This is a genomic window from Streptomyces sp. T028, from assembly GCF_048159505.1.
In the GTDB taxonomy this organism is placed as follows: Bacteria; Actinomycetota; Actinomycetes; order Streptomycetales; family Streptomycetaceae; genus Streptomyces.
On record NZ_JBLRVZ010000013.1, the window covers coordinates 179953 to 196439 of the forward strand.

Below are 16487 nucleotides of genomic sequence, written 5' to 3' on the forward strand. Positions count from 1 at the left end.
GCGCCCCCAGCGGTAGTGCGGCTGGGGCTACTCGCCGGGAACGACCGGAAAGGTCTCGTGGCCGGGCGCCGTCCACACGCCCTTGGCGGTCTCGAAGTCAGCGGCGACCTCGACGCCGGCGGTCGTCAGCAGGTGCTCGATCAGCATGCCCCTGGTGCCGTCCGGGAACGGACTGCAGTCCACATACTCCTGACGCACCGCGGCCCGGTCCTCCCGGACGCCCCGGTCCTCGGCATCGAAGGTGATGTCGTCACGGCGTGACCAGCACTCGTCGGTCTCCGCGCCGTTCAGGCCGGGCGACTGAAGATGGGCCCGACGCGCCGTCAACTGCTCTATCGCACAGCGGTGTTCCAGGCGTTCGACACGGTGGGCCGGGGCTGCGGGGTCGGTCATTCCGCGGCGCCTCCCATCGGGCCACCGCTTTCGGGGTGGTCCACGTCCGGGTCCACGAGATGGCAGGCGACGGTTCGGTCCTCGACACGGAGCTGGCGCGGTCGGCGCGTCCAGCACAGGTCCGCGGCGCTGGGGCACCGGGGAGCGAACGGGCATCCGTCCGCCGGCGGCTCGGACGCGTTGACGGTGGCGCGAAGTTCGCGACGGGCGCTGCGGCGGCGCTGCTGTTCGTCGGGGTCCAGACCGGGCACGGCGAGAACCAGTGCTCTGGTGTAGGGGTGTCGCGGGTCCTCGCCCACCACCCGGGCGGGGCCGGACTCCATCACACGGCCTCGGTACAGCACGACCACACGGTCGGCGAAACCCGCCACCAGCGGCAGATCATGGGCGATGAAGAGGTAGGCCACTCCTGTCTCGTCCTGGATCTGCGCCAGCAGTCCGACCACTTTCTCCCTGGTGAGCACGTCGAGCGCGCTCGTCGCCTCGTCACACACCACGAGACGTGGCCGCGGGGTGAGCGCACGGGCGATGCCGATCCGCTGCCGCTGACCGCCGGAGAACCCGTGCGGCAGCCGGAGTTGGGCGTCGGCGGGCAGCTCCACCCGCTGGAGCATCCGCGTGATCCGCTCGCCCGCCTCCCGGGAGGACAACCCGTGCCGCACCTCAAGGGGTTCACGCAACGTCGCTCCGACACGCCGGGAGGGGTTGAGTGAACCGTAGGGGTCCTGGAAGACCACCTGCAGGCGGGATCGCGCCTTGGCCCCGCCGGGACCGGCCAGGTCCACGCCCTCGAACCGGATGACTCCCCCGGACGTCGGCACGAGGCCGAGCACGGCCCGCCCCACGGTCGACTTCCCCGCACCCGATTCGCCGACCAGTCCGACGGTCTCGCCCGCGCGCACGCTGAAGGTCACGTCGTCGACGACCGTGACGGGCTTGGCGAACATCCCGGGGCGGCGGTACTGCACGCTCAGGTGCTCCACCTCGAGCAGCGGTTCCTCAGTCACGGCTCAGTCCTCCCGGGAGCGTGGGGTCGGCGCCGTCCGGGGCGGTCGGGCCCGGGCGGGGGTGGCGGTCCGGTACGAGCTCCGTCGCGTGGGGGTCGGGCTCGGGCGGACCCGGCACGGAACCGTCGCGAGGTATCCGGGCGGTCGGGCGGTCACGACGCGGACGGCCGGCGGCGGCCCGCAGCAGCTCGCGGGTGTACTCGTGACGCGGACGGGCGAGCACGTCCCGTACGGCGCCGGTCTCGACCACCCGTCCGCGGCGCATCACCGCGACCGAGTCGGCCATGTCGGCGACCACCCCCATGTCATGGGTGATGAGCACCAGGGTCATACCGAGCCGCTCCCGCAGTGACTGGAGCAGGTCGAGGATCTCGGCCTGGACGGTGACGTCGAGCGCCGTCGTCGGCTCGTCGGCGACGACCAGCTCCGGGTCCGCCGAGATGGCGAGCGCTATGACCACACGTTGCGCCATGCCACCGGAGAGCTGGTGGGGGTAACTGCCCAGCACGTCGTCGACCCGGGCGATGCCGACCATCGACAACAGTTCGGCGGCCCGGCTCCGCGCCGCCGAGCGGCTGACCCGGCTGTGGCCGCGGATGACCTCGACCAGAAGCGACCGCACCGTGAAGCACGGGTCGAGCGCACGGAGCGGTTCCTGGGCGACGTAGGCGATCCTGGTGCCCCGCAGTCGGCGGAACCGGCGTTCCGGCAGGTTGCTGACGCTCTGTCCGTCGAAGACGACTCGGCCGGAGGTCACCTCGGCCTGGGGCGGCAGGAGCTTGGCGATCGCCAGTGCGGTCAGCGTCTTGCCGGAGCCGGACTCGCCGACGAGGGCCAGTGTCTCACCGCGGCGTGCGACCAGACTCACCTCGTCGACCAGCCGGTCCGCGCCCCGGGACTCGGGGATGCACACCGTCAGCTTCTCCAGCCGCAGCAGAGCGGACGCTTCCGCGACACTGTCGGCCGCCGAGTGCCCGTCCGGGGTGAACGCTTCCGCCTCGGCGGCGGTCCGGGCGCGGCGTCGCGGACTGGCCGGTTTCCTGTCCGTGTCCGACGGCATCGCCCGTAGGAAGGCCGACCCCAGGGCGTTGATCGACATGATCGTGAGGATCACCACTGCGCCCACCGGGACCATCAGCCACGGGTCCTGGCTGAGGTTCTGCGACGCCTCGTATGTCATCTGCCCCCAACTGGGCGTCTCGGGATCGAAGCCCAGGGACAGGAACGACAGGGAGGTGAGGAAGACGAAGATGCCGCCGTAGGCGAGGAAGGCCTGGACGATCAGCGGCGCCGCCACGTTGGGCAGGATGTGCCGGCCGAGCACACGCCGGCGCGTCAGCTGGGCGACCCGCGCCGCGTCGACGTAGAGCAGGTTGCGGGCCGCGACCGTCGACGATCGCACCAGTCTGATGATCGCGCCGCTTCCGGTGATTCCCATGACCAGCGTCATGACGGTCAGACTGTTGTCCGTCGCGGCCGCCACGGCCAGGACGAAGACCACGGCGGGGATGGAGAAGAGCACGTTGACGAGGAAGCCGACCGCCACGTCGACACGGCCCCCGACGTAGCCGGCGAGCAGCCCGAGGGGGACGCCGGCGGCATACGAGACGACCACCGGAATGAGCGCGACGACCAGCAGCTCGCCGCCACCGTGCACCAGCCTGGACAGCACGTCGCGCCCGAGACTGTCGGTGCCCAGCCAGTGCGCCGATGAGGGGCCGTCCAGCATGTGCCCGAGGTTCTGGGCCGACGGGTCCTGCAGCCCCAGGTGGTCGGCGAGGACACTCACGAACACCACCGCCACCAGCCACAGCAGCGCCGGGATCACGGTGGCGCGGGCGAGGACCGCACGCAGCACGCCGAGCCTCGCCTCGGGGGTGGCCGGCGTCGGCCCGGGCGCGGCGGGGTTCGCGGGACCGGGTGAGGAGAGCAGTTGCGACATCAGGCCCTCGCCCTCGGGTCGAGCCAGCCGACCAGCAGGTCGACGACCAGGTTGGTGATGACGACGAGGACGCAGAACGTGACGACCGTGGCCTGGACCACCGTGAGGTCGTGGTTGTTGACGGACTGGATCATCAACGCGCCGAGACCGGGCAGGCTGAAGATCGACTCGACGATAACGACACCACCGAGCAGGAAGACGAACATCATGCCGAGATACGCGATCACCGGGACGAGGCCGTTGCGAAGGACGTGTTTGAAGAGGATGCGGACCGGTGACAGGCCGGTCGACCGCAGCGTGCGCAGGAAGTCCTGCCCCAGCGTCTCCCGCAGGGACGCCCTGGCCTGGAAGGCGACCTGGCCGATCGCGGTCACCGCGACAGCGATCGCCGGCAGGGTGACATGCAGCAGCCACTGGTTCGGCGACTCGGTGAGGGAGCTGTAGTCGGTCGCGTAGAAGATCCGGTGTCGGATCGCCAGGAAGTAGATCAGCAGGGAGGCCAGCCAGAAGGGCGGCACCGCCATCGCGACGCTCGAGGCTGTCTGCACCACCGTGTCCCACACGCCGCCGCGCAGGGCTGCGAGCAGGCCGAGGCCGATTCCCACGACGGCGGTGACGAGCAGCCCGACCGCTGCGACGGAGACCGTCACCGGCAGTGCCTTGAACACCTGCTGGATCGCCGGGGTGTTCGAGGTGATCGAGTCACCGAAGTCGCCGTGCAGGGCCTTGGCCAGCCAGTGCCCGTACTGGGTGAGCAAGGGCTGGTCAAGGCCCAGCGAGTGTTCGAGGCCGCTGATCTGCTGCCGCGAGGCGCTGGTTCCCAGGAGGAACTCCGCGGGACTGCCCGGGATCAGCTGCAACAGGCCGAAGGTGAGCGTGGCGACGATGAGGACCGTCGGCACTGCGGTTGCGAGGCGGATCGCCACCATGCGAATCCGGGCCATGAAGTCGTCCTTCCGTGCGGTGCCCTGTGGTACCGCCTCGGAGTCTGGACGGTGCATCGGCCTGCGGAGAAGGAGTCGGCTTGCCCACGAACGGCATACCTCACATCAGCAGACGTCATGCTGTCGCCTCTTTCGTGCCGGGCCGCGTCTGACGCACGGTGATCCGCAGTCAGGCAGGTCCCCGACGACGAAGGGTGTTCCGTATGCCCCAGCAGTTCGGCCCGCGGTTGGCACGCCGCCTCGCCCGGGTGGAGGCGGCCCACGAGATCCGGACCGCGCTGGCCCGCTGCCAGTACCTGGTGGCGGCCCAGCGCTTCGACGAGGTCCTGAGCCTGTTCAGCCGGCACGAGCCGGCCGTGTCCGTTCAGGTCAAGGGGCTGGGCGAACAGGTCGGACTCGACGCGATCCGTGACTTCCTCGTCGGGCCGACACAGGCGGCGAACGCCGAGAACGGCCGACGTCGGACGGACACCACGGCCGCGCGGGACGTGGACCCGCCGGACGTGGACCCGGGGGCCGGCAGGCTCGCCGAGAACGCCCTGCTGACGCCGTATGTCCATGTGGACCGCGACGCCACACGGGCGCGGGGCGTGTGGATGGTGCTGGGCGCCGCCAGCCGTCCCACCGTCTTCTCGAAGCCCGACGCAGACTGGCTGTGGGCCCACCTGGAAGTCGATCTCGTGCCGGAGGACGGCGAGTGGCGCATCCTGCGGATGCGGACCGTCCCGAGGTTCCGCACGCCGTTCGACCAGGACTGGGTGGAGACGGCACGGCAGACCCTGCGGGCGGGTCGGAAGCCACTCGGCTACTCGCCCGAAGCGTTGCCCGAGTACGACCCAGTCGTACCGGACGAGGTCGACTTCGAGCCGGACGAGGAGCAGCCGACTCCTGAACTGGCCGCGCTGCAGCGGCGGATCACCGCTCTTGAGGACGTCTGGGCCATAGAGAACCTCATGAGCCGGCACGAGTACCTGCACGCGGCCGGTCTCAACGAGGAGGAACTGGACACCTGTTTCGCGCTGTCGCAACCGGACCTGTCCTTCGAACCCGAGGACTGGGGGGTGTGGGAAGGCGCGGAGGCGATCCGGCTCTGCTATGTCGACGGCGCGCCGCCGGTGGGCCCGGGCATGATGACCGAACACGCCACGTCTACGGCCCTCGTCGTCGTCGCGGACGATGGCAGGACCGCCAAGGGCGTGTGGATGTCGCCCGGCCACGAGACGTTCGCCTCACCCGACGGCGACTCGCACGTCTTCTGGTCCTGGGGACGTTACGGTGTCGACTTCGTGAAGGAGAACGGCCGCTGGAAGTTCTGGCACTTCCACATCTACACGACGTTCCGCACCCCCTTCGCCACCAGCTGGGTCGACAGCGCCCTCGGCCCCCGCATGTTCGACTTCGCCGAGGGCGAGACGCCTCCCGGGATGACACCGCCGACACGCGGTGTCACGGACAACGCGCCCTACCACCCGTCCCGTGCCCCACGGCTGCTGCCCGATCCGCCACGGTCGTACCCGACGTTCTCCGAGACGGTCTCCTTCATCCCGCGGCCGGAGTAGTCACCGCCCCCGAGGACTCGCGGAGTTCCGGCTGTCCCTGCGACGTGCGGGAGGCCGCGCGGAAAGGACTCGCCTCACGGCGAGCATGTCGCCGACGCGGCCGGGCCGACCCGTCGGTCATGCCGCACGGCCGACCTGCTCCGTCTGCCGCCGTGTCCTTGTCGAAGTCACCCTGTCCGTAGAGGCTGCCGACGCTCATGGCGCCGTAGCCGAGGACGCCGACCTCCTGCGCGCAAGCGAGGGGCAAGGGCAGCTCGCGCGTGGGTGCTTTCGCCGCAGGGTCAGCAAGCCTCCGGCGAAGGGTGCGGGCAACCTCGACGATGCGCAGGCCGCGGCCGCCGGAGGCGAGCCGGCGTTGACCGGCCGCGGCGCCCACGGATGTGGCGTGCCGTGTTCCGGCCCCGGGACCGATTGCCGTCCGTCCCGGTAGGCCGACGGCGGTCACGAGGCCGGTTCCCGGTCAGCCCAGGACCACGTCCAGCCGATGGGGCCGGTGCAGGATGTCGCCCGGGGTCTTCTCCCAGACGTAGTCCTCGGCCAGCCGCATGCCGGGGTAGCGGTCGAGCAGCGTCTGCAGCATGATGCGCACCTCCAGCCGCGCCAGCGGAGCGCCCAGGCAGGTGTGGATGCCGTAGCCGAGGGACAGGTGCGCGGGGAGGGCCTCCCGGTCGAGGCTGAACTCCTGCGCCTCCGGCCCCCACACCTGCTCGTCGGCTCCCGCGGACTGGAGGCTGAGCAGGACCTTGTCGCCGGTGGGAACGGGGTTTCCGGAGAGCTCCGCACCGTCCTTCGCGGTACGGATGACGAACCGCAGCGGGGGATCGTGCCGGAGCGACTCCTCCATGGCCATGGGCAGCAGCGTCCGGTCCTCGCGCACGCGCTCCCAGAGTCCGGGGTCCCGCAGCAGTTCGTAGGTGAGGTTGGTCGCAAGGCTGCGGGTGGTGTCGGTGCCCGCGAAGACGAGTTGCAGTATGTGGCCAGCGGCCTCGCGCGTGGTGAACTCCTGCTCGCCCGGTTCGGCGTGGACGAGTCCGTCGATGACATCGCCCCCGGTGGGGCCGGCCTCCCGACGGCGTTCCACCTCACCGGTCAGGAACCGGAAGAGGGCCTCGAAGTCGGGGCCCCGGAAGCCGTTCGGCACCAGTTCCGCGGAGACCCGGTCCGTCCAGCCCTGGACCTCGTACCACGACTCCTCGGGAAGGCCCAGCAGCGCGAAGACGACCTGCGCCGGGATGCGGTTGAAGAACAGGGCGTACAGATCCACGGTTCCGTTCTCGGGCAGGCCGTCGGCGATCCTCTCCGTGATCTCCTGGATCCGCGGCGCCTGCTTGCGCAGCTTGGCGGGGGCGAACCACTTGCGCAGCCGGGCCCTCAGCGCGGTGTGGTCCGGCGGGTCCATGCGGGTGATCGCCGCGGAGGGCGGGGCCACCGAGTCGTCCAGGGTGAAATTGCCGTGGTTGGAGAAGTACGCCGGACAGTTGAGTGCTTCGCGTACGTCCTTCTCCGCCGCGACGACGCTGATTCCGGCTCGGGGATGCGACACCGGGCATCTGCGGCGTGCCTCGGCGAGACGTTCGGCCGCCTCCTGCTGATGCTGGGGGTTCAGCGGGTCGAAGGGGGCGGAGGGAGTGGTGGATTCGGTGGGCGGGGAAGTCATGGCGGCTCTCCAGGAGATGTCGCGGTTCGAGGGGCAGGCTCGCGAACTGCGGAAAGGGGGCGGAAACAAAGGGGAAGGCGGGAGTCGCGAAGGAGCGGCTCGGCCGCCGTGTCCGCGGTCGTCAGCCGTGCAGGCGCAGGGCGGCGACCGGACAGGTGCGCGCGCCCGCCTCGGCCTTGGCGCGCAGTTCCGGCGGCACCTCGGTGACCAGCAGTTCCAACTCGCCCTCGTCATCGAGCCGATAGACCTCGGGAGCCACCTGCTCGCACAGCCCGTGGCCTTCACAACGGTCATGGTCGAGGTCGACGTACGTCATGTTCGATCTCCTCGGTCGGGACGGCGGACGGAAAGGAGCGAGCGCGGCGGCGGTGGCCCTTGTCGCCGTCGTCGGTTCCGCGATGGCCGCACGCATGGCAGCGGCCGCGTGCATGCAGCGACCCCGCCCTCCGGGACCGGGCCCACTGGTGGATGGCACCCGCACATGTTCCGGCAAACTGCGAATCCCCCGAGGTTCTTGTTCCGGCCGCCGGAACACCGGGCCCGACTCGGGGCCGGAGCCGGTGCCGGTCCGCCGATGCGCCTCAACGCCCTTGACGCAACGGGTCGTTCCGTTCGCCGGGACGCTCGTGCGCAGGCGTGCGTACGGGGTGTGAGACTTCGACGAGGTGATCAGCAGAACCCGGCGGGCGGGCAGCCGGTCACCGTGATCGGCCACACGCCCAGTCGCAGCAGCACACCACATCGTCCGAGGAGCCACGCATGACCGAACGGAAGTCCGCCATCGTGACCGGAAGCTCCCGGGGCATCGGCAGAGCCGTCGCCGTGCGGCTGGCGGCCGACGGGGTCGCCGTGATCGTCAACTACCTGAGCCGACGCGAGGCCGTGGACAAGGTCGTCGCCGAGATCGAGGCCGCCGGCGGACGGGCCGTGGCAGTCCAGGCCGACGTCGCCGTTCCCGACCAGCTCTGCGGCCTGTTCGACGCGGCGGACCAGCACTTCGGCGGCGTGGACATCCTGGTGCACAACGTGGGCTCACCGCGCTTCACCACGATCGCCGACGCCACGGACGAGGACTTCGAGGTCGCCTTCGCCCGGAGCACGCGAGCCGCCTTCGTCGCGTTCCGCGAGGCCGCGAACCGGCTGCGCGACGGCGGCAGGATCGTCGTCATTTCCAGCGGCAGTTCCGTCGACCACATACCGAACGGCGGAATCTACGGCGCCGGCAAGGCGGCGACCGACCGAATGGTCCGCACCCTCGCCCAGGAACTCGGGCCCCGCCGGATCACGGCCAACAGCGTCCTTCCTGGCGCCACCCGGACCGACGGGCTGCTCGAGCACCTGCCCGCCGCAGCGGTCGACCAGCTGGCCGCGCTGAGCCCGCTGGGCCGGATCGCCGAGCCCGAGGACATCGCCGACATCGTCGCCTTCCTCGCCTCCGACGCGGGCCGATGGGTCACCGGGCAGGCCGTCCGCGCCCATGGGGGCGCGTCCTGAGGCGACGGCACCAGCTGCCCGCCTCCCCCCTCCGTGCGCGCGGCTCTCGCGTGGGGAGTTCTCGTGCTGAACGCATGGCGCGGGCCTGGCCGCACGCTCCGGACAACGGCGGTCCCGCTCGGTGTTTCCCTTCGCGGTACTCTTGGTGGGTCTCCTGGACCGTCCGGCCTCCCGGGCCCGGGCCGCACGGCGCGCACCGGGCACGGAGGCCGGATGGTCCACGCTCGCGGCGATCGTCGCGGGACCGGCGCCGCCCGGGACGTACGGCTTCCGTCGTCTCAGGTGGTGCCGGTCGCCGGGCGGCGTACTACCGCCTGGTGCGGCGATGGGCGAGCAGCGCGAGGGACACGGCGAGGATGAGGGCGGCTCCGTTGAAGAGGTCGGACACGTAGGTCGGGGCACCGGCCAGTTGGAGTCCGTAGATCCCGGTGCCCAGCAGTGCGACGGCGAGAAGGGTGCCCAGGACGTTCACCCGGCCGTTGGTCTTCACCTGGGTGGCACCGAGCAGCACCGCGGAGAACGCCGGCAGCAGGTACGGAGGCCCGACGTTGGGGTCGGTCGCACCGAGTTCGGCGGCCAGGACGACTCCCGCCACCGTCGCCATGAGGCTGGAGGCGAGGAGCGCGCACACCGACACGCGGCCGACCCGGACTCCGATGAGCCGTGCGGCCTCCTTGTTGCCGCCGACCGCGTACGCGTAGCGCCCGGCCGTGGTGAGTTCGGTGACGTAGAACAGGATGAGGCCGACCGCGGCGACGTACCAGACCGGTGTGGGTACCCCCAGCAGGGATCCCTGCCCGAAGCTGGTGAGGTCGCTGCCCGGAGGCAGGATCACCTGGTTGCCCCCCGTGATCCAGTAGGCGAACGCCGACAGCAGACTGCTGGTGCCGAGCGTGGCGATGAACGAGTCGATGCCGACCCCGACCACGAGCAGGCTGTTCAGCAGGCCGACGCCCAGGCCGGTCAGCACCACGACCAGGAGTGTGACCGCCAGGCTCCTGCCGTCGGCCTGGAGCTGAACGGTCAGTACGGCGCCTACGCCGAGGGTGGCCGCGACGGACAGGTCGAACAGCCCGGCCGCGACGGGAAGGATCAAGGCCGTCGCCGCGATCGCGGTGACGGACTGGTTCGCGCTGACAGTGCGCAGCGTGGTGGCGGTCAGGAAGGTGTCCGGCACCCATAGTGCGTAGAGGACGACGAGTGCGGCCAGGGCGTACACCCCGCTGAGCCGGTCGAGCCCGGCGCGGTGCACGAACGCGGTGCGGACCGTGGGCCGTTCGGCCGACGCGGCGCCGGGGGCCGGCTCGGTGTCCGCCGGGCGCAGGTCTTCGGCAGAGCTCATCCCCGGTCTCCTTCATTCTCGGTGAGGCATGCGGCGGCGAGTGCGTCCGGGTCGACCGGCGCGGCGAACTCCGCGCTCACCCGGCCGCGGGAGAGGACGACCACCCGTGTGCACAGCCGTGCCAGTTCTTCGTTGTCGGTCGAGCAGACCAGCACGGCGGCCCCTTCGGCCGCCGCCTCCTCGACGCGCCGGTGGATCTCCTCCCGGGCTCCGATGTCGACGCCCTGTGTCGGCTCGTCGAGCAGCAGGACGGACGGCCGCAGCCGCAGCAGCCGGGCGAGCACGACCTTCTGGCTGTTGCCGCCGGACAGCTGGGTGAGCGGGCTGCGCGGGCGCGGGGTCCGGATGTCGAGCCGCCCGACCCAGGCGGCCGTCTCCTCGACCTCCAGCCGACGCCGGTACACCAGGCGCCGCACGAAGTCGCGGGGTCGGGAGATCGCGATGTTCTCGGCGACGTCGTGCCCGTGCAGCACCGCGTTGGCGTCGCGGTCGGCGGGCACCAGGACCATTCCGGCGGTGATCGAGCTGTCGGGTCGTCCGGGCGGGACAGGGGTGCCCTCGAGGGTCACCGTGCCCTGGCGCTGGAGGGCCCCGAACAGCAGCGGGGCCAGTTCCTCTCGGCCCGAGCCGGTGATCCCCGCGACGCCGAGCACCTCGCCAGCCCGTACGTCGAGATCGACGCCGTGCACGGACCGGCCGCGGACCGCCCGGGCGGCGAGCTTGACGGGTGCGGTGCCGGCCGGGGGCCTCCCAGTCAGCCGGTCGACCTTCCGCCCGACCATCAGTTCGATCAGTTCGCTCTCGTCGGTGGCAGCGACGGGCACGGTCGCGACGACGCGCCCGCCCCTCAGCACGCTGACCGTGTCGGCCAGTTCGAAGACCTCGGAGAGATGGTGCGAGATGAGCACGACGCCGATCCCGCGCTCACGGACCCGGCGTACCAGGTCGAACAGCTGGGCGACCTCGGGGCCGGGCAGGTTCGCGGTCGGCTCGTCCAGGACGAGCACCCGGGCCGGAGTCCGGTGTGGCGCGACCGCCCGTGCGACCGCCACCGCGGAACGCTCGCTGGCGGCCAGCTGCTGGACCGGCCGGTTCACGTCGAAGTACCGGCTCAGCGAGGCCAGCAGTTCCTCGGCCTCACGTCGGCGGATGCTCCAGCGCACCGGCATGCCTCGGCCGGCGCCGTAGCCCCGCCCGAGTCCGAGGTTCTCGACCGTGGTCAGACCGCCGACCAGGCCGAGGTCCTGGTGGACGAAGCGCAGACCGGCCCGGTCGCTGGCGTCGGGGTGATGCCGTGTCAGGGGCTCGCCGTCCACCAGGATGCTCGATCCCGGATCGGGTTCGTGATATCCGGCGAGGATCTTGACCAGCGTGGACTTGCCCGATCCGTTCTCCCCCACCAGGGCGTGCACCTCCGAACGGGCGACGGACAGACCCACCCGGTCCAGGACGGTGTTCCCGCCGAAGGTCTTGCTCGTCTCCCGCACGACCAGGGCGGGCGCGCCACGCCCCCCTGGCGTGTCGGCGGCCGCGGCCGGCCCCTTCCCGGTGGTCAACTGACCCGCCACAGCTTCTTGAACTGGTCCTGGTAGTCGGCCACGCCGATGTAGTAGCCGGTCTTGTCGGCGGCGACCTTGCCGGCGTTGTCCTGGGTGACCAGCTGCAGGGGCAGCAGGGCGGCCGCCGCGGCCTGCGTGTCGGCCTTGACGTAGTCCCTCGCGAGCACGTCGAACAGCCGCCAGTTCGCGATGTCGACCGTGTTGCCGACCCAGGCCGACTCGGTGCCCGCCTTGATGTTCGCGAGGTCGGCCGGGTCGGGTGATCCGCCCCCGATGTGGACGCCCTTCAGGCCCGCTGTGGCCAGCGCGGCCGGCACACCCTGGGCGAGGTCACCCGTGGCGAACATGAGCCACTTGACGCCCGGGTTGCGCTGAAGGAACCCGACGACGTTGGACGGCGTCTTCGTTCCCTGGTCGGTGACCTGCTGGTTGACGACGGATGTCGTACACCCCGGGCACCACTGTTTCACCCAGGACTGGAACGCGGAGACCCAGGGCGCCAGGATCGGGAAGGCCTGGATGCTGAAGACGCCGACCTTGCCCTTCCCGTCGGACTCGGTCACGAAGTACGCGGCGAGCAGCTTGCCGTACCACTGCATCTGCGGGGCACCCAGGACGTCGCCCAGGACACCGTCGGTCGTGCCGTCGCCGGTGGCGGTGCTGACCACCTTGATGCCGGCGGCCTTCGCCTCGGCGATCTGCTTCGCGAACACGGCGGCCGGAAACCCGGCGAAGAGGATGGCGTCGGGATGCCGCGCTATCGCCGCGTCGAACGCCGCCGCCGCCGAGGCCGGTGTCGGTCCCGTGGCGATCGAGTCATAGGACCAGCCGAGCAGTTGCGCCGCCACCTTCTGCGAGGCGGCGGCCCTTTGCGCGATGGCCGTCGACGCCTGCAGATTGATGACGGACTTCCCCGTCGGGGGTCTCTCGGGAAGTGTTTTCAGGTCACCGATGGACGTCGGATTGGCGATGTACTTCGCGAGAAACGCGGCCGCCTCCTTCTGACCGGCTGTGGCGGGTCCGTGTGTTTTCGTGGAGGCGGTGGTGGAACTCGAATCGGACGAGCAAGCGGTGAGGGCAGTGGCCGCCAGGCCGGCGGCCAGGACGGTCACGATGGACTTGGTGATACGACTGCCCACGGGGGCCTCCTCAGGGATCGAACGCTGCGGCTCGGCTGGAGTATTGCCCCCGATTCAGCCCGTGGCCGAAATCCGTCCCGGGGAGCGGAACGCCCCAGGTCACGTGCGTTGTACACATAGTTCTTCGCTGATTTCAGAGCTGCAGTACCGGGAAAGACGGATTACGCGCGCGAAGTGCAAAGATTCGCCGGAGCATCCGGATTCCGCAAAAGTAAACGCACAAGAACCACGTCGGCCCCCTGGTCCCGTACGGACCACCGATGACAACTGGCGCGCTGACAACGGAATCGCCCTTTGCGAACTCCGGGCCGGCCGATCCAACGCCTCCAGCGTACGCAGTAGTCGGCCAACTGATGTGCGAGAGCCACATGGTGGTCGGGCAGGGACGCCGAATGCCGGTTGGACCGGTGGTATCGCATTCCTCCTCGAGAGATGTGCGGGCACGATGACCGGCGGTGGCGGCATAGGGGAGGTCGCCACTACCGCCGGCCGTCGCGCCCGCACATCTCCTCACCGCGGTGCGACAGGTCTTCAGGCCTGGCGGATCCAGGCGCGTCAGGCGTGGTCGAGTGCCTGCTCCAGGGCGTGACGGACCTGAGCGGGATCGGGCAGAGGGCTCGGCCGACCGTCGTGGCGGAAGTAGACGCGGCACGCGAGTGCGGGGGACGCGTCCTCCTCCGGCGGCTCGATGTCCCTGCCGTCGACGCGAATGGTGGGCGAGCCCGTGAAGCGTTCCCGGGCCGCGTCCGCGTCGGTGACGACCTGCACGGTCTCGATGCCGGCCGGATCCAGCCCGAGTCCCGTCATCGCCTCCTCGAGCATGGCCCGGGCCGTCTTGTGGGAAGGGCAGCCGGACCACCACAGCAGTTCCACCCGCGGGGCGGCTTTCATCGGTTCCACTTGATCGAGCAGCCCACGGGCTCGGTGTCGGCGGGGTCCGGGGCCGTACCGGCGAGCACGTGCTCCAGCGCGCCACGCAGCCAGCCCGCGTTCAGCGAGTCGTCTGCCACGTCGGCGTCGGGGGCGCCGTGGTAGGCGACCGTGCCGTGCTCGTCGACGACGAACACCTCCGGGGTGTGCCGGGCTCCCCAGCGGCGCGCCACGGCCTGGCCCTCGTCGACGAGGTACGGACCGGCGAATTCCCCCTCGGCGACCCGCTTCCGGGAGTGCTCGACACCGTCCTTGGGGTTGACGGCGGGGTCGTTGGGGTTGATGTGCAGGAAGCGCACACCGCGGGCCGCGTAGTCCCGCGCGGCCCGTTGCACCCTGTCGTGCCAGCCGAGGGAGAACGGGCAGTGGTTGCACGTGAAGACCACGACCGTGGCCCTCGACTCCTCCGGGCGCAGGGCGACCTCGGCGCCGTCCACGTCAGGCAACTCAAAGGCGGGTGCGGTGTCCCCCGGTCGCAACGGCTGGATCATGTCTTCGGGTTCGGGGTGATGCGGCTGCGGGGCGATCTCGCTGATCAGGCCGTCGGCGTCCAGCGTGAACGTGAAGTCGATGGCGCCCATGGGTCCTCCGGGACTGGGCAGCGGGGCGCCGCCGGGGCCGACACCCCGCACCGTCACCTTCCCGTCCGTCGCGACCGGCAGCACCCTCCACTCGACCTCTCCGAGCCACCCCGCGGGCATCATAAGACCGACGATCATGACGACGTTGTCGACGCCCTGGGTCCTGCGTCCGCCGAAGTCGAACACCACATCGGGTGCGAGCACGGCCCGCATTCCCGCTGCCGGGTCGGCGGACTTCTCGGCCGCGAACCAGCCCTGAACGCTGGCGGGCGCCTTGTCCGGATACGTCATGCGCATACCTCCCAGAAGTCGTCGCGTGACCTGAACGGCGCGCCGAGCCGGCGCTCCGGGCCATGGTGTGTGTGCGGGGTCCTCATCGCTGTGTCCACTTGATCGAGCAGCCGACGGGCTCGGTGTCGGCGGGGTCCGGGGCCGTACCGGCCAGCACCTGCTCCAGCGCGGCACGCAGCCAGCCCGCGTTCTGGGCGGCATCGGTCGCATCCGAGTCGGGGGCACCGTGGTAGGCGACCGTGCCGTGCTCGTCGACGACGAACACCTCCGGGGTGCGGCGGGCGCCCCAACTGCGCGCCACCGCCTGGCCCTCGTCAACCAGGTACGGACCGGCGAAGTGCCCCTCGGCAACCCGCTCGCGGCAGTGGTCCACGCCGTCCTTGGCGCCCTGCGCGGGGTCGTTGGAGTTGACGTGCAGGAGGCGCACGCCGCGGGCCGAGTAGTCCCGCCCGACCTGCTCCAGCCTGTCGTGCCAGGCCAGGGAGAACGGGCAGTGGTTGCTCACGAAGACGACGATCGTGGCCGCCCCCTCCCGGCGCGCGGGGACCTCACCGCCCTCGACGTCCGGCAGCACGAAGTCGGGTGCGGTGTCCCCCGCCCGCAACGGACGCGGCAGGCCGGGTGGTTCGGGCTGGTGCGCCTGTCCGGCCAGGCCGACGATCAGACCGTCCTCATTCAGGGTGAACATGAGGTCCATGGCGTCCATCCGCTGTGCCGGCGCCCCCGGCACGAACACCTGCAACTGGGTTCCGCCGGCGCCGGTCGCCCGGACCGTCACCTGCCCCGCCGCGCCCACGGGAAGCAGGCTCCACTCGGCGTCGCCGAGCCAGCCGGCCGGCATCGCGAAGGTGACCGTGGCGACGACAGCGTCGACGCCTCGTATCTTCTGCCCGCCGAAGTCCATCACGACATCGCGCCCGAGCACGGTCCGCAGTCCGGCCGCCTGGTCGGCGGACTGCTCCGCGGCGAACCAGCCCTGAACGGCGACGGGCGCGTCCTCCAGCGAGGTCATGCCGGGACCGTCCCTGAGTCGTTCCGACCCCGGCGACCACCGGTCGGGACCCGGGCCGGTCCGCTCCGGACCCGGAATTGGTCCGCGCTCTCCACGCACCCGATGGCGCACACTCTGATCCATGCCACCGCACGACCTCCTGATCGGTGAGACACCCAAGGCGTCGACGTGCAGGTCGTCGAGAACGGCAGCGCCTGGGTGAGGCGACACCTCGTCACGTCGGCCACCCGCGCGAGACTAGAAGGACCGCTCGGCCGGCGTGCCGTTCCGTTCCGGTCTCCGGTACGGCGAAATGCGGGGCGGCCACGGCGTCTTGCACCGTCACTCCGCGGACCGAGGTCTCCAGGTCTTCCTCGCCGACCGTCTCGGGGCCAACGGCGGTCAACGCATCCCGTGCTGCGGGCGGGCTGTCGGGCACTCGACGCGTCCCGAACCGTCGTCGAACCCCATCGCGCGGAGCCCGGCGCCGTCGGCCGGTCGCCCGGCCGGCGTCCGCGTACCGGGCTCACGCCACCGGCCGGACACGGACGGACGCCCGCCCGAGGGGAGCCGCCTCGCCCGCCCGCGTCCGCGACGGGGTTCGGTCGACTCCCGTGCGGGCCGGGGGCATCGGGTGGTGGGGACCACGATCCCGCCC

Annotated in this window: 14 protein-coding genes; 2 read left to right on the top strand and 12 right to left on the bottom strand. The window is 71.0% G+C overall.

Translation table 11 applies throughout. The features are described 5' to 3' along the window. Positions 1 to 27 precede the first annotated feature (27 nt). The 4 genes from ACLZN2_RS15165 to ACLZN2_RS15180 are packed head-to-tail and all read right to left on the bottom strand — an operon-like array spanning position 28 to position 4286. Positions 28 to 393, bottom strand: coding sequence for a nuclear transport factor 2 family protein (locus ACLZN2_RS15165; RefSeq protein ID WP_416978969.1), 366 nt, complete (start codon positions 391 to 393; stop codon positions 28 to 30). Further along, entirely contained in the window at positions 390 to 1400 is a 1011-nt protein-coding gene (locus tag ACLZN2_RS15170; protein WP_416978970.1) for an ABC transporter ATP-binding protein, read from the bottom strand. Before ACLZN2_RS15170 ends, ACLZN2_RS15165 begins: the two co-directional genes overlap by 4 nt. Next, positions 1393 to 3342 (bottom strand): dipeptide/oligopeptide/nickel ABC transporter permease/ATP-binding protein, encoded by a 1950-nt coding sequence (locus tag ACLZN2_RS15175; protein WP_416978971.1) that lies wholly within the window; start codon positions 3340 to 3342, stop codon positions 1393 to 1395. Before ACLZN2_RS15175 ends, ACLZN2_RS15170 begins: the two co-directional genes overlap by 8 nt. Then, positions 3342 to 4286: an ABC transporter permease gene (locus ACLZN2_RS15180; protein ID WP_416978972.1), complete on the bottom strand. Its 945-nt coding sequence runs from the start codon at positions 4284 to 4286 to the stop codon at positions 3342 to 3344. The genes ACLZN2_RS15175 and ACLZN2_RS15180 overlap by 1 nt, the downstream gene beginning before the upstream one ends. A gap of 203 nt (positions 4287 to 4489) precedes the next feature. Here ACLZN2_RS15180 and ACLZN2_RS15185 point away from each other — a divergent pair, with 203 nt between their 5' ends. After that, a complete protein-coding gene (locus ACLZN2_RS15185; RefSeq protein WP_416978973.1) occupies positions 4490 to 5845 on the top strand; it encodes a nuclear transport factor 2 family protein in 1356 nt (451 codons plus the stop codon). A 460-nt stretch (positions 5846 to 6305) separates the two neighbouring features. Here the strand turns inward: ACLZN2_RS15185 and ACLZN2_RS15190 are convergent, their stop codons facing one another. Together ACLZN2_RS15190 and ACLZN2_RS15195 are read right to left on the bottom strand one after the other, a co-directional pair. After that, positions 6306 to 7502 carry a cytochrome P450 gene (locus ACLZN2_RS15190; RefSeq protein ID WP_416978974.1) on the bottom strand — a complete coding sequence of 399 codons (1197 nt, stop codon included), beginning with the start codon at positions 7500 to 7502 and terminating at the stop codon, positions 6306 to 6308. A 121-nt stretch (positions 7503 to 7623) separates the two neighbouring features. Next, positions 7624 to 7818 carry a ferredoxin gene (locus ACLZN2_RS15195; RefSeq protein ID WP_416978975.1) on the bottom strand — a complete coding sequence of 65 codons (195 nt, stop codon included), beginning with the start codon at positions 7816 to 7818 and terminating at the stop codon, positions 7624 to 7626. 443 nt (positions 7819 to 8261) lie between these two features. On the opposite strand from ACLZN2_RS15195, the gene ACLZN2_RS15200 reads away from it, so the two are divergent. Further along, positions 8262 to 8996, top strand: a complete 735-nt coding sequence (locus tag ACLZN2_RS15200) for an SDR family oxidoreductase (RefSeq protein ID WP_416978976.1) — start codon at positions 8262 to 8264, stop codon at positions 8994 to 8996. Positions 8997 to 9303: 307 nt separating this feature from the next. Here ACLZN2_RS15200 and ACLZN2_RS15205 read toward each other — a convergent pair whose 3' ends face one another. The 6 genes from ACLZN2_RS15205 to ACLZN2_RS15230 all read right to left on the bottom strand — a co-directional run bounded on the left by ACLZN2_RS15205 (position 9304) and on the right by ACLZN2_RS15230 (position 15850). Then, a complete protein-coding gene (locus ACLZN2_RS15205) occupies positions 9304 to 10338 on the bottom strand; it encodes an ABC transporter permease (RefSeq protein ID WP_416978977.1) in 1035 nt (344 codons plus the stop codon). Beyond that, entirely contained in the window at positions 10335 to 11894 is a 1560-nt protein-coding gene (locus ACLZN2_RS15210) for a sugar ABC transporter ATP-binding protein (protein WP_416978978.1), read from the bottom strand. Before ACLZN2_RS15210 ends, ACLZN2_RS15205 begins: the two co-directional genes overlap by 4 nt. Beyond that, positions 11891 to 13036 (bottom strand): sugar ABC transporter substrate-binding protein, encoded by a 1146-nt coding sequence (locus ACLZN2_RS15215; RefSeq protein WP_416978979.1) that lies wholly within the window; start codon positions 13034 to 13036, stop codon positions 11891 to 11893. The genes ACLZN2_RS15210 and ACLZN2_RS15215 overlap by 4 nt, the downstream gene beginning before the upstream one ends. Positions 13037 to 13591: 555 nt before the next feature. Then, on the bottom strand, positions 13592 to 13927 hold the full coding sequence (locus ACLZN2_RS15220; protein ID WP_416978980.1) for a hypothetical protein: 336 nt from the start codon (positions 13925 to 13927) through the stop codon (positions 13592 to 13594). Beyond that, positions 13924 to 14838 (bottom strand): thioredoxin family protein, encoded by a 915-nt coding sequence (locus ACLZN2_RS15225; RefSeq protein ID WP_416978981.1) that lies wholly within the window; start codon positions 14836 to 14838, stop codon positions 13924 to 13926. The genes ACLZN2_RS15220 and ACLZN2_RS15225 overlap by 4 nt, the downstream gene beginning before the upstream one ends. Positions 14839 to 14920: 82 nt before the next feature. Next, entirely contained in the window at positions 14921 to 15850 is a 930-nt protein-coding gene (locus ACLZN2_RS15230; RefSeq protein WP_416978982.1) for a thioredoxin family protein, read from the bottom strand. Positions 15851 to 16487 lie beyond the last annotated feature (637 nt).

What these genes read in the sequence shown, in the direction of transcription:
- ACLZN2_RS15165 (WP_416978969.1), bottom strand. Translation starts at nt 393, where the DNA reads ATGACCGACCCCGCAGCCCCGGCCCACCGTGTCGAACGCCTGGAACAC.
- ACLZN2_RS15175 (WP_416978971.1), bottom strand. Translation starts at nt 3,342, where the DNA reads ATGTCGCAACTGCTCTCCTCACCCGGTCCCGCGAACCCCGCCGCGCCC.
- ACLZN2_RS15180 (WP_416978972.1), bottom strand. Translation starts at nt 4,286, where the DNA reads ATGGCCCGGATTCGCATGGTGGCGATCCGCCTCGCAACCGCAGTGCCG.
- ACLZN2_RS15185 (WP_416978973.1), top strand. Translation starts at nt 4,490, where the DNA reads ATGCCCCAGCAGTTCGGCCCGCGGTTGGCACGCCGCCTCGCCCGGGTG.
- ACLZN2_RS15190 (WP_416978974.1), bottom strand. Translation starts at nt 7,502, where the DNA reads ATGACTTCCCCGCCCACCGAATCCACCACTCCCTCCGCCCCCTTCGAC.
- ACLZN2_RS15195 (WP_416978975.1), bottom strand. Translation starts at nt 7,818, where the DNA reads ATGACGTACGTCGACCTCGACCATGACCGTTGTGAAGGCCACGGGCTG.
- ACLZN2_RS15200 (WP_416978976.1), top strand. Translation starts at nt 8,262, where the DNA reads ATGACCGAACGGAAGTCCGCCATCGTGACCGGAAGCTCCCGGGGCATC.
- ACLZN2_RS15205 (WP_416978977.1), bottom strand. Translation starts at nt 10,338, where the DNA reads ATGAGCTCTGCCGAAGACCTGCGCCCGGCGGACACCGAGCCGGCCCCC.
- ACLZN2_RS15220 (WP_416978980.1), bottom strand. Translation starts at nt 13,927, where the DNA reads ATGAAAGCCGCCCCGCGGGTGGAACTGCTGTGGTGGTCCGGCTGCCCT.
- ACLZN2_RS15225 (WP_416978981.1), bottom strand. Translation starts at nt 14,838, where the DNA reads ATGACGTATCCGGACAAGGCGCCCGCCAGCGTTCAGGGCTGGTTCGCG.
- ACLZN2_RS15230 (WP_416978982.1), bottom strand. Translation starts at nt 15,850, where the DNA reads ATGACCTCGCTGGAGGACGCGCCCGTCGCCGTTCAGGGCTGGTTCGCC.